Source organism: Providencia sp. PROV080 (assembly GCF_033688105.1).
Lineage (GTDB): Bacteria > Pseudomonadota > Gammaproteobacteria > Enterobacterales > Enterobacteriaceae > Providencia > Providencia zhejiangensis.
Genome location: NZ_CP096346.1, coordinates 845,332 through 858,287, shown reverse-complemented (window position 1 = coordinate 858,287; position 12,956 = coordinate 845,332). Strand labels below are relative to the sequence as shown.

Below are 12,956 nucleotides of genomic sequence, written 5' to 3'. Positions count from 1 at the left end.
TTACAAATTAAAAGCCTAATATCTCACACGTTAAGGGCTAATCAGCCTTATGGCTGAATAACAAATAAATATCGTTAATACTCAAACGAAAATAATATATCATGAAAAAACAACTTCTCTGCGTCGCTGCACTTGCGTCTTTAGCTGGGACGGCAAATGCTGACGACTTTCTTGGCTATCAGAATGGTTTCGCGGACATCAATGTCAATTACTTAGACTGGTCTCACCGCACCGAAACTAAATCAGAAAACACCACTCGCAAAAAAGATTTTGCCTACATTGAGTTAGAAGGCGGAGCTAACTTTAATTGGGGTGAATTGTATGGATTTTTTGATGTCGAAAATCCATTCCACAAACGTCGTACTGAGCCTGGCCGTAACCAACGTTACACCATCAAAACGACAGGTCGTTTCTATCTAGGCGATAGTGGCTTTAACGTTTATGGTCATGTTTACGGTACTTGGTCAATGCCAGGTGCTAAATATGGCGGCAATTTCCATGAAGTCAACACATTATATGGCTTAGGCTACAACACTTCATTCGGTGATCTGTGGTTCAAACCATTCGTTGCATTACATTATGTTGACCAAACTTTCTACTCAGGCAATAACGGCTATGTGGTTGGTTGGGTTGCAGGTTATGGCTTCAAGATGTTTGAAGAAGATTTCATGATCACTAACTGGCATGAAATGGAATTTGCTCGTCATAAGCGCTACGGCAACGGTGGGCGTGACGGCGTCAATGGTGCTCTCGCCTTTTGGTGGAATGCAACACCACACTTAGCTGCGGGTGTGCAATACCGCTATGCTGACAATAAGCTAGGCGATGATTTTTATCAAGACGCAATCATTTATACATTAAAATATACATTCTAAGTGTTTATATTTAACTGTAGAAAAATTTAGAAACTCTCTTTTCTTTTCAAGAAAATAACAATTTTTCTTAGTTGTTTTAGCCGATAAGATGGCCTCAAGCCTCTTATCGGCGTTAAAAGCCGTATTTTCACCTACCATTTTATTTAACAATCAGATCAGTTGTTTTAATTTTTGCTCATTTTTGTATATATTTTTCTTTGAAAAAAGACAAAGATATTTTAGTATTAGTCCTGTTTTAGCAAAATATACCTATAATCTGCATGACTTTTAACTATTTAATCATAAGTTCTTCACATGTGATCATATTAACATAAAGAGCTAACAATCCCGTTTCTTTACCTTACAATTGTTTACACTCACATAACCTTACCGTAGAATGCCCCCACTGATGAAACGACAATTAGAATCTTTGTCATTTGGGGTCGTGGATGAGACTTATGAACTACAAAAAAAGCATTGGGGCACTCTCACTTGTTGTCGCTACCTTATTATTAGGTGGTTGCGATATGGTGTTGATGGACCCTAAAGGCGCCGTTGGCGTTAAACAAAAAGAGCTGATTCTTATTGCAATCGGCTTAATGCTGGTTGTTGTCATTCCCGTTATTTTCATGGCGTTTATTTTTGCTAGAAAATATCGTGAATCCAATAAATCAGCGACTTACCGTCCTAACTGGGCTCACTCAAATAAAATTGAGTTAGTCTGCTGGACTGTTCCTATCATCATTATCATTATTCTAGGTACAATCACTTGGAAAACGACTCATGAGCTTGATCCATATCAGCCATTAGTCAGTGATCAGGAACCTGTCACAATTGAAGTTATTTCCGCTGACTGGAAATGGATTTTCATCTATCCAGAGCAAGGTATTGCAACAGTTAACGAAATAGCATTCCCTACCGGTGTGCCAATCAACTTCAAAATCACATCTGATTCGGTGATGAACTCGTTCTTCATTCCATCTTTAGGTGGCCAAATCTATGCGATGGCAGGTATGCAAACTAAACTTCACTTAATTGCCAACGAACCTGGTACCTACAAAGGCTTCTCAGCAAGCTATAGTGGTCATGGATTCTCTGACATGAAGTTTAATGCTATTGCAACACCTGATCGTCAAGGTTTTGATGAGTGGGTACAAAAGGTAAAAGCTTCACCTAAAACTATGGATACAATGCAAGCTTTCGACGAAGTCGCTAAGCCTAGCATGAATGTTCCTGTTACCTACTTCTCTAGCGTGAAACCAAATCTGTATGAAGACATCATTCTCAAGTTTGGTCATGAGCACCATAAAGGTCACGCTCCTGCGGACAAGAAAGATGAAGCCGCAGGTCAATCTATGCATATGAGCCATAATGCTCATACAGGCGCTGAGGAATAAGGGCATGTTCGGAAAATTAACACTAGATGCTATTCCGCTCCATGAGCCAATTGTCGTCGTGACATTGATTTGTATCATTCTCGGCGGCCTTGCGCTTCTAGGTGCGATCACCTACTTCGGTAAATGGAAGTGGTTGTGGAAAGAGTGGTTAACCTCTGTTGACCACAAAAAAATTGGTGTCATGTACATCATTGTTGCAATGGTCATGTTGTTCCGTGGTTTCGCGGATGCCATCATGATGCGTGGTCAGCAGGTACTTGCTTCTGCTGGTCAAGAAGGGTTCTTGAATCCTCATCACTATGACCAAATTTTTACCGCACACGGCGTTATCATGATTTTCTTCATGGCAACACCATTTGTTGTCGGTCTGATGAACCTTGTTGTTCCTCTGCAAATTGGTGCACGTGATGTTGCGTTCCCATTCCTGAACTCACTGAGCTTCTGGTTCTTCGTTGTCGGTGTTGTGCTGATTAACATCTCTTTAGGGGTGGGTGAATTCGCACAGACAGGTTGGTTAGCTTATCCGCCTTTATCTGGCTTGGAGTACAACCCTGGTGTCGGGGTCGATTATTGGATATGGAGTCTCCAAATATCCGGTATTGGTACACTATTAACAGGGGTTAACTTTATCGCGACAATTATCCGTATGCGTGCACCGGGTATGTCGATGATGAAAATGCCAGTATTCAGCTGGGCAGCACTCTGTACTAACGTACTGATCGTTGCAGCATTCCCTATCTTAACAGTCACCATCACACTACTGACTTTAGACCGTTATCTAGGCACCCATTTCTTCACTAACGATATGGGCGGCAACATGATGATGTACATCAACCTGATTTGGGCTTGGGGTCACCCTGAGGTGTATATCCTTGTTCTACCTGTATTTGGTGTATTCTCAGAAATTGCAGCAACCTTCTCGAAAAAACGTTTGTTTGGCTATACCTCTCTGGTATGGGCAACTATCGTTATTACCGTTATGTCGTTCATTGTATGGTTGCACCACTTCTTTACGATGGGCTCGGGGGCAAACGTCAACGCCTTCTTCGGTATCGCTACGATGATTATCGCAATCCCAACTGGGGTTAAGATCTTCAACTGGCTGTTTACCATGTACCAAGGTCGTATTGAGTTCAAATCACCGATGCTATGGACTGTCGGCTTCATTATCACCTTCTCTGTTGGTGGTATGACTGGGGTTCTACTTGCTGTACCTGGTGCAAACTTCGTTCTACACAACAGCTTATTCCTGATTGCTCACTTCCATAACGTTATCATTGGTGGTGTGGTATTCGGATGTTTCGCTGGTATGACTTACTGGTTCCCGAAAGCTTACGGCTTCACGCTGAATGAGAAATGGGGCGTTCGTGCCTTCTGGTTCTGGATTGTTGGTTTCTTCTTAGCATTTATGCCGTTGTATATCCTTGGCTTTATGGGTATGACTCGTCGTTTAAGCCAAAACATTGACCCAACGTACCACGGTATGCTGGTTGCAGCGGCTTGCGGTGCAGGTCTAATCGCAATTGGTATTGCATGCCAAGTTATCCAAATCATCGTGAGTATCCGTGATCGTCATGCTAACCGTGACTTAACCGGAGACCCATGGGGCGGACGTACTCTGGAGTGGGCAACTTCTTCTCCACCACCATTCTACAACTTCGCTATTGAACCTAACGTTCAAACGCGTGATGCTTGGTGGGATATGAAAGAAAAAGGCATCGCTCATAAGAAACCTGCTTCATATGAAGAAATTCATATGCCGAAAAATACCGGCGCTGGCGTGATTATCGCGGCATTTAGCTTGGTTTTAGGTTTCGCGATGATCTGGCACATCTGGTGGCTCGCAATCGTTGGTTTCGCTGGCATGATTGTTACTTGGATTGCAAAAAGCTTCGACGAAGATGTTGATTATTACGTACCTGTGGCTGAAATCGAAGAAATCGAGAATAAGCACTTTGAAGACTTACGTAAGGCAGGTGTGAACGATGTCAACTAATACAATGACTAATCAAAACTTAGCCCATGCAGAGCATGGGCACCATGATGCAGGTGGGACAAAGGTATTTGGTTTCTGGCTCTACATAATGAGCGACCTGATTCTATTTGCTTGCTTGTTTGCAACTTATGTTGTTCTAGCCGATGGCACCGCTGGTGGTCCTGAAGGTAAAGATATTTTCAGCCTGAAATTCGTTCTGGGTGAAACATTCTTACTTTTATTCAGTAGTATTACCTATGGCTTCGCAATGATTGCGATGCATAAAGGGAAAATCCCAGCAGTCAACTTATGGCTATTCGCAACCTTCCTGCTAGGCCTTGGGTTCGTTATCATGGAAGTGTACGAGTTCCATGAACTGATCGCTGAAGGACTGGGTCCTGACCGTAGCGGTTTCCTATCAGGTTTCTTTGCTTTAGTTGCAACACATGGTCTGCACGTAACAGCAGGTTTGATCTGGATTATCGTTATGATGATTCAAGTCACTCGTCGTGGCCTAACTGACGTGAACAAAACGCGTTTGAACTGCCTTAGCTTATTCTGGCACTTCTTAGACGTTGTTTGGATTTGTGTATTTACCGTTGTTTATCTTCTGGGGGCTATTTAAATGAGTCATGCAAAAGATGCTCACACTGGAGCAAGCCACGGTAGCGTTAAAACATACCTGATTGGCTTTATTCTATCCGTCATCCTGACAGTGATCCCATTCTGGATGGTGATGGAAGGTACTGCATCACAAGCCGCTATCCTTTGGACTGTTGTCGGTATGGCAGTTGTGCAGATCCTTGTACACTTAGTCTGTTTCCTGCACATGAATACATCATCAGATGAGCGCTGGAACCTGATTGCATTTCTGTTCACTATGCTAATCATCGGTATCGTTGTTGTTGGCTCTCTGTGGATTATGTACAACCTGAACATCAATATGATGCTCGACTAAAGAGTTGCCGATATGTTTAAGCAATACCTGCAAGTGACCAAGCCAGGAATTATTTTCGGAAATCTAATTTCTGTGATCGGCGGTTTTCTACTTGCCTCAAAAGGCACGATTGATTATCCGCTGTTTATTGCGACTTTGCTGGGTGTATCACTGGTCGTGGCTTCTGGTTGTGTTTTTAACAACTATATCGACCGTGATATCGACCGTATCATGGAAAGAACGAAGAATCGCCCTTTAGTTAAAGGGCTGATTGACCCGAAGATTAGCCTGATTTACGCCGCTGCATTAGGTATTGCTGGCATGCTGCTACTTCTTGTAGCAGCGAATGCTCTGGCAATGCTCCTTGCGGTGATTGGTTTCATCGTTTATGTAGGTATCTATAGCCTATATATGAAACGTAAATCAGTCTATGGCACGCTAATTGGCAGTTTATCTGGTGCAGCACCTCCTGTTATTGGTTACTGTGCCGTCACAAATGAGTTCGATACCGGTGCATTGATTCTGTTATTGATCTTCAGTTTGTGGCAGATGCCACATTCGTATGCTATCGCGATTTTCCGTTTTAAAGACTATAAAGCAGCCAATATTCCTGTTTTGCCTGTTATTAAGGGGATCTCTGTGGCTAAAACCCATATCTTCTTATATATCTTGGCATTTATGGTCGCCACACTGATGTTAGCTATCAGCGGATACGCTGGTTATAAATATTTAGTTGTTGGTGCGGCTGTTAGTCTTTGGTGGCTTGGCATGGCAATCTCCGGATTTAAAACCGAAAATGATGACCGTGTTTGGGCTCGCAAACTGTTTATCTTCTCCATTGTGGCTATCACATCGTTGAGTGTCATGATGTCAGTTGATCCAACAGTTTCAACCGATACTGTTATAGCTTTAGTTAGATAAATTCTAACACGCAGTTACTCTAACGGCAGGCTAGTCCTGCCGTTTCATTTAGTCACCATGTTTTCGAACGTTTTTATTTGACGAATCGACCTACCCTATCGAATAACTTTTATGTTTTAATACCCGCTTATTCACGCCTAGCATAGCGAGATAATGCCTTTCTATGCTCAAAATAATAACTAACAATATTCTAATTTGTTGTAATAAGGCAAAATGTGACTAATTCCTAGATAAATACATTCATAACTGACCAGGGTTAGTGAATGAAGCCAACACAGCTACAGCTTGAAGTATGACGAGTATTTATGAAAGATAACAAAATGACCACCTCCGAACTCCGTGCTACATGGGGGTTGGGTTCAGTTTTCTCCCTACGTATGTTAGGGATGTTTATGGTATTACCCATTTTGACCAGCTATGGTATTCATCTTAAGGACTCATCAGAATTTTTGGTAGGCCTAGCGATTGGTATTTATGGTTTAAGCCAAGCTATCTTTCAGATACCGTTTGGTTTAATGTCGGATAAAATTGGTCGTAAGCCCTTAATTATTATTGGGCTAGTTATCTTTATTATTGGTAGTGTGATTGCCGCTCTCAGTGATTCCATATGGGGCATTATTATTGGCCGAGCCTTGCAAGGTGCTGGCGCTATTTCTGCCGCCGTTATGGCATTACTTTCCGATTTAACGCGTGAGCAGAATCGAACCAAAGCAATGGCTTTTTTAGGAATTAGCTTTGGTATCACTTTCGCTATCGCCTTAGTATTAGGCCCGATCATCACTCATTGGATTGGGTTAAGCGGGCTATTTTGGGGAATCACCCTATTAGCAGGAGGCGCTATCATCGTTACCCTGTTTGTTGTACCGAATAGCCGCCAGCATATTACTAACCGAGAATCCGCTTTTGTTAAAGGAAATTTACGGGCGGTCATTACTCACCCGCAATTATTGAAACTCAACTTAGGCATCTTAAGCTTACACACCTTGCTCATGTCCAGCTTCGTCGCTTTACCTTTAATGATGAGCGATGCGGGATACCTAGCCAAAGACCATTGGAAAGCTTACCTTATCACCATGCTGGTCGCTTTTGTTTCAGTGCTTCCCTTTATCATCTACGCTGAAAAACACCGAAAAATGAAGCAAGTGTTTTTATTCTGTATTGTGATACTGGCTTTAGCTGAAATAACCTTATGGCTGTCAGGAAGCCATTTGTGGGTGATTTTCGTTGGCTTACAACTGTTTTTTGTTGCCTTTAATATTATGGAGGCGATCCTTCCTTCTTTAATCAGTAAAGAAGCTCCCGCAGGTTATAAAGGTACCGCAATGGGGGTTTACTCCACCAGCCAATTTCTAGGTGTCGCTATCGGAGGGATACTCGGCGGTTGGTTATATGATATAGATGGCGCAGCCGCGGTATTTATCGGTGGATTAGCAGTAACAGCCATTTGGTTTGTTGTTAGCTTAACCATGAAGCAACCACCTTATGTCAGCAGTATTCGCCTTGTGTTACCACCTCAATTTAAAAACACCGCTAAGTTACAAGCACTGCTCTTATCTCAACCCGGTGTACTTGAGGCCGCGATTATCCCTGATGAAATGGGCGTCTATGTGAAAGTGGATAGAAAATTGACCTCCCGAGAACAACTCGAGTCTATCATCAAAGACCAAATATAATCGCTATAGCCCACAACGATAAATGCTGTGGGCTTTTTTACGTGTTAGTCTCGGAAGTTAGTAAATTGGAATGGCTGGCCTAAATTACCAGAACGGACGAGCGCCATTACCGATTGCAAATCATCACGTGATTTACCGGTTACTCTCACTTGCTCCCCTTGGATCTGTGCCTGTACTTTCAATTTACTATCTTTAATTAGCTTCACGATTTTTTTGGCTGTGGCAGTATCAATTCCCTGCTTTAGGGTCACTTCAACACTGTATGTTTTACCACTATGCACAATGTCATCAGGGACATTCAATACAGCACCATCAATACCACGTTTTGCCATTTTTTCACGTAAAATGTCTAATAGCTGCTGAACTTGAAAGTCTGACTCACTAGTGACCTTAATTGATTCGCTTTTTTCATTAAGTTCGAAGCTCGCCGTCACATTTTTAAAATCCCAGCGAGTGGTTAATTCACGATTAGCATTTTCAACCGCATTGCGGACTTCATTCATTTCTACTTCAGATACAATATCAAATGATGGCATAGTTATGACCTCCTGATAATCAATGCGATGCATGATAGCTGCTTTCTATTGACAGCAAAAGTACTATACTGGAAATATGAGTTTACATATGTCTATATCGTTATATTCTTACAAGCTTAGAAGAAATGGTTCATAGGGGAAATATGAAAATAACGCTTATAGGTTGTGGTGCCATCGGCAAGCTGTGGGTTGCCGCATTAGCTGAACAAGGGCATGATATTCAAGGATGGTTACGTATCGCTCAATCCGATATATTTGTTGATGTTAATGAGCCTGACGGGCGTATTTTTCGTGAATTAATCCCTTGTAACAACCTTAATCACTTACATAATAGTGAACTCGTTATTGTCTGTTTAAAAGCATGGCAAGTGTCCGATGCCTTACTCCCTTTGCTTCATAATATCCCCGAATCCTGTCCAATTTTATTACTGCATAACGGCATGGGAACGCTTGAGGAATTAGGCCCTTTACGGCATCCTTTTTTATCTGGCGTGACCACCCACGCTGCGTGGCAAGAAAATAATCAGGTTTTTCATGTTGCGAACGGCATAACCCATATTGGTGCCATCAATTCACTTGCTGAAAATTACTATCCGATTGCCGATATTTTGCATGAAGCCCTACCGGATGTTGCATGGCATAACCAAATTTTAAATACGTGTTGGCGAAAACTGGCTGCAAATTGTGTTATTAACCCATTAACCATCCTTTATGATTGTAAAAATGGTGATTTACTTAATCATCCAGAACAAATCAATACGCTCATCGATGAGATTTGCCAAGTGATGGCAATTGAAGGGCTACATACCGATAAAACTCAGCTCGTTAATTATATTTATGGCATCATTCACAATACAGCCAATAACTACTCTTCAATGCTGCAAGATATCCGTAATAAACGCCGTACAGAGATTGATTACATTACTGGCTACCTGATTAAACAAGCGAGAGCTCACGGGCTTCATACTCCTGAGAACGATCGTTTATACCATTTAGTTAAACAGCGAGAAGAAAAAAATGACGGTTTCCGTGCTGATATGCATCGCCAATGGTAGTGAAGAAATAGAGACAGTCACTACAGCCGATCTATTAGTTAGAGCAGGTATTAAAGTAACTTTAGCCAGCGTGACTGATGATGGCTCTGTTAATATAACAGCGTCGAGAGGACTCAAAATCATCGCTGATACGCCTTTAATTAGGGTTGCCGATGATCCTTTCGATGCAATTGTGCTTCCGGGTGGATTAAAAGGTGCAGAGGCCTTCCAAAATAGCCCTCTCGTCATTGAAAAAGTAAGACGTATGCATCTTGATGGCAAAATTGTTGCCGCAATCTGCGCCGCACCTGCGCTGGTATTGGAATATCATCAATTATTTCCCATGGGGAATATGACATGTTTCCCAACCCTACAAGATCAGATTGCAGCCAATAAATGGGTTGATAAACGAGTGTATTTTGATGAGCGAGTGAATCTATTAACCAGTCAAGGTCCTGCAACTACCTTTGATTTCGCCTTAAAATTGATTGAGTTGCTAGTTGGCCGTGATATCGCTGGCAAGGTTGCATCTCAATTAATTTTACCTAATGGGATTAATGATTACTTAGAGCAGTAATGACAAAAAGCCGAAACAGCGTAGCGGGATCGGCTTTTATCTTATAGAACGTAGCGAGTTACGGGCGATAGACTTTCACATTACTAAAGCCTTGTTCTTGCAGATACAGCGCTTGCAAGCGACTCATCACACCACGATCACAGTACAGTAAATAAGTCTTTTCTTTTGGTAAATCACCAAACTGCGTTCCCAGTCGATAGAATGGAATATGTTTAATTTCAATTCCCTCGATCGACAATGGATTATCTTCATGCTCATCCACAGAGCGAATATCTAAAATGATTTCATTGTCTGGTGAAAGCTCACTCACCATTTCCACTTCTGTCACTTGTTCGCGACTTTCTTGTGCAATCTGGCGGATATCAATATTTTGTGCGTGTTCAACCACATCGTCTAAAATACTGAAATCAAAATTTGCTTCTTCTGCTTCAATTCTCGCTTTAACCGCTTTAACGGTAGGACTTTTCGAAATCACGCCACAATATTCAGGCATCGTTTTAGCAAAATCCTCAGTACCGATTTGGCGAGCTAGTTTGATGATATGCTCTTTGTCATGAGAAATCAGAGGACGCAATACCAACGTATCTGAAGCATTATCAATCAAACGTAAATTGGTCAGTGTTTGGCTTGATACTTGTCCTAATGCCTCGCCAGTGACAATCGCTTGTACACCATAACGTTCGGCGACTTTAGAAGCTGCGCGTACCATCATGCGCTTCAGTACCACTCCCATTTGGCCATCATCAACTTTTTCAAGGATTTCTGCCACAACAGGTTCAAAATTAACCGCAATAAAACGAACTTTATGTGAACTGCCAAAGCGGTTCCATAAATAGTGGGCTATTTGTTTAACGCCAATTTCGTGGGCTGCACCGCCTAAGTTAAAGAAACAGTAGTGCACTCGACAGCCTCGGCGCATCAACATATAACTGGAAACGCCTGAGTCAAAACCACCTGAAATCAGCGACAGTACATCTTCTTGAGTACCAATTGGGAAACCGCCAATACCTTCATAACGCGCTTTCACGAGGATCAAGTTTTCGTCTTCGATCTCCAAATGCACGGTGAGATCAGGATCGGTTAATTTCACTTTTGCAGATGAAATATGTTGATTTAAGCCACCACCGATGTAGCGTTCCGCTTCAATCGATGTAAACTCGTGCTTCCCTCTGCGTTTTACGCGAACACAAAAGGTTTTGTTTTCTAGTAATGCACCGTATGCCTCATGCGCCATTTCATAAATATGATGTAGGCTAGTAAACGGTTTTTCTTCAACTTCTAAAATATGGTGAATACCAGGGATTCGAGTCAGCATGTCACAAATTTCGTCGTGCTTTGTTTCCCCTTTAACACGCACTTCGATGTTATCCCAATGACGGACAACCGCGATTTCTTCGCCTAATGGTTTGAGTACATTACGGATATTGCTGGTGAGGATCTTAATAAAACGTAGCCTAACGGTTTGGCTTTTAATCGTAATTTCTGGGAATAACTTAATGATAAACTTCATAATAGCAGCATGTTAATGTTATAGGGGCCAGCGCACGTATTTTAAAAGTGACACACGTACAGGTTACCAATTGTCAATAAAGAAGCGTATTATAGCACTATCTTGTGTGTTGAATCTAAAAACACTAAGAATAAATTGTATCCGTAGCGAGACTACGCTAGTCTGCTAAATGAATATAATCCCTTGATTGAATGATTGAATATTTGTGGTTGAAGAAAGATGGCTAAAGAAAAATCTCAACAAGTACCAGTAGTTAGCTTCGAAAACTCACTCAAAGAACTTGAGGAAATTGTTTCTCGCCTTGAGTCTGGCTCACTACCACTTGAAGATGCTCTCAATGAATTTGAACGAGGCATTCAAATCGCTAAACAAGGGCAAAAAGTCCTCCAACAGGCTGAACAACGCGTTCAAATTCTCCTTAGCGATGATGAAAATAAAGCACTTGATGATTTTTCACCAGATACCGAATAAATTATGTCTGAACAACACCTTAATAGCTTCATAGTACAACAACAACAAGCGTATGAGCGAGTTAACCAATATCTATTAGATGCTTTGGATGCGCTTCCTTTCTCACATTTACCGCTTGCTGCTGCGATGAAGCATGGCGCATTGCTCGGCGGTAAGCGCCTACGCCCATTTTTAACCTATACTGTAGGAAGTATGCTTGGTGTCGCGGCCATTAATCTTGATGCACCAGCGGCGGCGGTTGAATGTATTCATGCCTATTCACTCATTCATGATGATCTCCCAGCGATGGATGATGATGATTTACGCCGTGGGCAACCGACATGCCATATAAAATTTGGTGAAGGAAATGCGATTTTAGCCGGTGATGCGCTACAAACATTAGCATTCCAATTACTTTCCTCCGCCCCCATGCCAGATGTCACTGATAAAGATCGGATTGCCATGCTGTCAGAGCTGGCTTATGCCAGTGGCTTAGCAGGCATGTGCGGTGGACAAGCCCTTGATCTTGAAGCTGAAGGTAAACGTGTCGGCCTTGCGGAACTAGAGCAAATTCATCAACATAAAACAGGTGCACTCATACGAGCGGCCATTCGCATGGGCGCCTATGCCGCTGGAGATAACGGCTATCAAATATTATCTGCTTTAGATCATTATGCTGAAGCTATCGGTCTGGCATTTCAAGTACAAGACGACATTCTAGATGTCATTGGTGACAGCGAAATCACAGGTAAGCGTCAAGGTGCAGATGCAGAGCATGAAAAGAGCACTTATCCCTCATTACTGGGGCTTGAAGCAGCTCAAGAAAAAGCGCGTGAACTTTATTTTAATGCCCTTGAAGCCTTAAAAGTCATTGAAGCACAAGGCTATAATACGCAAACCTTAATCGCATTAGCTAATTTCATTATCGAGCGCAAAAGCTGATCTTATATAAAGCCACTTTACATTCAGACGTATGATGATAAAAGTGGCATAATAGCTGAATTCGAACGCTGGGATTACCCAGCGTTATACTCTAAATAATTCGTAGTACCGCTGAGCGAACAACCAATAAGTCGCTAACAGCACCGCAAA

General features: G+C 42.1%; 13 protein-coding genes. 11 read left to right on the top strand and 2 right to left on the bottom strand.

What is annotated here, in order from left to right; genetic code table 11:
- Window positions 1–101: 101 nt before the first annotated feature.
- From M1F03_RS03660 to M1F03_RS03630, 7 genes are all read left to right on the top strand, one after another.
- The gene (locus M1F03_RS03660; protein ID WP_196713806.1) at window positions 102–875 is read left to right on the top strand and encodes an outer membrane protein OmpK; all 774 of its coding nucleotides are present in this window, start codon (window positions 102–104) and stop codon (window positions 873–875) included.
- Between the two features lie 428 nt (window positions 876–1,303).
- Window positions 1,304–2,251, top strand: a complete 948-nt coding sequence (gene cyoA, locus M1F03_RS03655) for a cytochrome o ubiquinol oxidase subunit II (RefSeq protein ID WP_154622792.1) — start codon at window positions 1,304–1,306, stop codon at window positions 2,249–2,251.
- Between the two features lie 4 nt (window positions 2,252–2,255).
- The gene (gene cyoB, locus M1F03_RS03650; RefSeq protein ID WP_154622793.1) at window positions 2,256–4,247 is read left to right on the top strand and encodes a cytochrome o ubiquinol oxidase subunit I; all 1,992 of its coding nucleotides are present in this window, start codon (window positions 2,256–2,258) and stop codon (window positions 4,245–4,247) included.
- Window positions 4,237–4,851, top strand: a complete 615-nt coding sequence (locus tag M1F03_RS03645) for a cytochrome o ubiquinol oxidase subunit III (protein ID WP_154622794.1) — start codon at window positions 4,237–4,239, stop codon at window positions 4,849–4,851. Before cyoB ends, M1F03_RS03645 begins: the two co-directional genes overlap by 11 nt.
- On the top strand, window positions 4,852–5,184 hold the full coding sequence (locus tag M1F03_RS03640; RefSeq protein ID WP_154622795.1) for a cytochrome o ubiquinol oxidase subunit IV: 333 nt from the start codon (window positions 4,852–4,854) through the stop codon (window positions 5,182–5,184). It abuts the gene before it with no gap.
- Window positions 5,185–5,196: 12 nt separating this feature from the next.
- Entirely contained in the window at window positions 5,197–6,084 is an 888-nt protein-coding gene (cyoE, locus tag M1F03_RS03635; protein ID WP_070926781.1) for a heme o synthase, read from the top strand.
- 305 nt (window positions 6,085–6,389) lie between these two features.
- Window positions 6,390–7,757, top strand: coding sequence for an MFS transporter (locus M1F03_RS03630; protein WP_163860712.1), 1,368 nt, complete (start codon window positions 6,390–6,392; stop codon window positions 7,755–7,757).
- A 44-nt stretch (window positions 7,758–7,801) separates the two neighbouring features.
- Here M1F03_RS03630 and M1F03_RS03625 read toward each other — a convergent pair whose 3' ends face one another.
- Window positions 7,802–8,293, bottom strand: a complete 492-nt coding sequence (locus tag M1F03_RS03625; protein WP_154622797.1) for a YajQ family cyclic di-GMP-binding protein — start codon at window positions 8,291–8,293, stop codon at window positions 7,802–7,804.
- 143 nt (window positions 8,294–8,436) lie between these two features.
- Here M1F03_RS03625 and panE point away from each other — a divergent pair, with 143 nt between their 5' ends.
- Together panE and yajL are read left to right on the top strand one after the other, a co-directional pair.
- The gene (panE, locus tag M1F03_RS03620) at window positions 8,437–9,348 is read left to right on the top strand and encodes a 2-dehydropantoate 2-reductase (protein ID WP_154622798.1); all 912 of its coding nucleotides are present in this window, start codon (window positions 8,437–8,439) and stop codon (window positions 9,346–9,348) included.
- Window positions 9,311–9,904, top strand: a complete 594-nt coding sequence (gene yajL, locus M1F03_RS03615) for a protein deglycase YajL (protein ID WP_154622799.1) — start codon at window positions 9,311–9,313, stop codon at window positions 9,902–9,904. The genes panE and yajL overlap by 38 nt, the downstream gene beginning before the upstream one ends.
- 58 nt (window positions 9,905–9,962) lie before the next feature.
- Here yajL and thiI read toward each other — a convergent pair whose 3' ends face one another.
- A complete protein-coding gene (gene thiI / locus M1F03_RS03610; RefSeq protein ID WP_154622800.1) occupies window positions 9,963–11,414 on the bottom strand; it encodes a tRNA uracil 4-sulfurtransferase ThiI in 1,452 nt (483 codons plus the stop codon).
- Window positions 11,415–11,633: 219 nt separating this feature from the next.
- Between thiI and xseB the strand changes: the two genes are divergently transcribed.
- Both xseB and ispA read left to right on the top strand, forming a co-directional pair.
- Complete coding sequence (xseB, locus tag M1F03_RS03605) at window positions 11,634–11,885, top strand: exodeoxyribonuclease VII small subunit (RefSeq protein WP_004926992.1); 252 nt, start codon at window positions 11,634–11,636, stop codon at window positions 11,883–11,885.
- Window positions 11,886–11,888: 3 nt separating this feature from the next.
- Window positions 11,889–12,806, top strand: coding sequence for a (2E,6E)-farnesyl diphosphate synthase (ispA, locus tag M1F03_RS03600; protein ID WP_247046981.1), 918 nt, complete (start codon window positions 11,889–11,891; stop codon window positions 12,804–12,806).
- Window positions 12,807–12,956 lie beyond the last annotated feature (150 nt).

Bases quoted from the DNA above. Each gene is read 5' to 3' on its own strand.
- M1F03_RS03660 (WP_196713806.1), top strand. From the start codon at position 102: ATGAAAAAACAACTTCTCTGCGTCGCTGCACTTGCGTCTTTAGCTGGG.
- cyoA (WP_154622792.1), top strand. From the start codon at position 1,304: ATGAGACTTATGAACTACAAAAAAAGCATTGGGGCACTCTCACTTGTT.
- cyoB (WP_154622793.1), top strand. From the start codon at position 2,256: ATGTTCGGAAAATTAACACTAGATGCTATTCCGCTCCATGAGCCAATT.
- M1F03_RS03645 (WP_154622794.1), top strand. From the start codon at position 4,237: ATGTCAACTAATACAATGACTAATCAAAACTTAGCCCATGCAGAGCAT.
- M1F03_RS03640 (WP_154622795.1), top strand. From the start codon at position 4,852: ATGAGTCATGCAAAAGATGCTCACACTGGAGCAAGCCACGGTAGCGTT.
- cyoE (WP_070926781.1), top strand. From the start codon at position 5,197: ATGTTTAAGCAATACCTGCAAGTGACCAAGCCAGGAATTATTTTCGGA.
- M1F03_RS03630 (WP_163860712.1), top strand. From the start codon at position 6,390: ATGAAAGATAACAAAATGACCACCTCCGAACTCCGTGCTACATGGGGG.
- M1F03_RS03625 (WP_154622797.1), bottom strand. From the start codon at position 8,293: ATGCCATCATTTGATATTGTATCTGAAGTAGAAATGAATGAAGTCCGC.
- panE (WP_154622798.1), top strand. From the start codon at position 8,437: ATGAAAATAACGCTTATAGGTTGTGGTGCCATCGGCAAGCTGTGGGTT.
- yajL (WP_154622799.1), top strand. From the start codon at position 9,311: ATGACGGTTTCCGTGCTGATATGCATCGCCAATGGTAGTGAAGAAATA.
- thiI (WP_154622800.1), bottom strand. From the start codon at position 11,414: ATGAAGTTTATCATTAAGTTATTCCCAGAAATTACGATTAAAAGCCAA.
- xseB (WP_004926992.1), top strand. From the start codon at position 11,634: ATGGCTAAAGAAAAATCTCAACAAGTACCAGTAGTTAGCTTCGAAAAC.
- ispA (WP_247046981.1), top strand. From the start codon at position 11,889: ATGTCTGAACAACACCTTAATAGCTTCATAGTACAACAACAACAAGCG.